This window comes from Clostridium sp. DSM 17811, from assembly GCF_018861905.1.
Taxonomy (GTDB): domain Bacteria; phylum Bacillota; class Clostridia; order Clostridiales; family Clostridiaceae; genus Clostridium_AD; species Clostridium_AD frigoriphilum.
This window is the reverse complement of the sequence record NZ_JAHLDU010000089.1, coordinates 1-746: the sequence shown is the minus strand read 5'-3', so window position 1 is coordinate 746 and position 746 is coordinate 1. Positions and strand designations below refer to the sequence as shown.

Genomic DNA, 746 nt, shown 5'->3' with positions numbered 1-746 from the left:
AAGATTATATTTATCTGTGCATTATCCTACAGATATTTTAGGTGGTATAGTTTTGGGACTTATATGTAGTGGGATAATAATTTTTTTATTTGATAAAATAAGTTGTTTAAATTATATTATGACTCCCAATATATTGAAGAAGGACTAGAGGGATGTTTAATGTTTGTATTTTACAAAATGAAAATACAAAATTAAGATTTAAAGCTGTTTAGATATATTATTTTGAGGGGGATTATAAAATTATGGATTATACTTTATATTCGTTAATTAATGGATTAGCTGGTAAATTTGTTTCGTTAGATAAAACAATGGTCTTTATTGCTCAAAACTTTCAATATTTGTTTGTATTAGCTTTATTGTTACTTTGGTTTAAAAAAGACACAAAAGAAAAGGTTATGGCAAACAGAAAAGCAGCTATATTGGGTGTAATGACAATGTTAATTGCTTTAGGAATAAATCATATAATTGGGTTTATATATTTTAGACCAAGACCTTATACATTACATGCAGCTCATTTATTAGTAAATCCGTCTATTGATCCATCATTTCCTAGTGATCATGCTACTTTTTCATTAGCTCTCGCCTTACCAATACTAGTTGTAAATAAGTATTTCGGAAGAGTTATGATAGGTATATCATTATTATTATGTTTTGCCAGAGTATATGTTGGACTTCATTATCCATTGGACATTGTCGGTGGAGCGATAATAGCTTATGCCACATATAAAACAATACAAAAATTCCCT

Annotated in this window: 1 protein-coding gene; it reads left to right on the top strand. The window is 27.9% G+C overall.

Annotated elements, in window-relative coordinates:
• Positions 1-242 precede the first annotated feature (242 nt).
• Positions 243-746, top strand: a 504-nt coding sequence (locus KPL44_RS25080; protein WP_216256122.1) for a phosphatase PAP2 family protein, incomplete at its 3' end; no start/stop codon positions are given.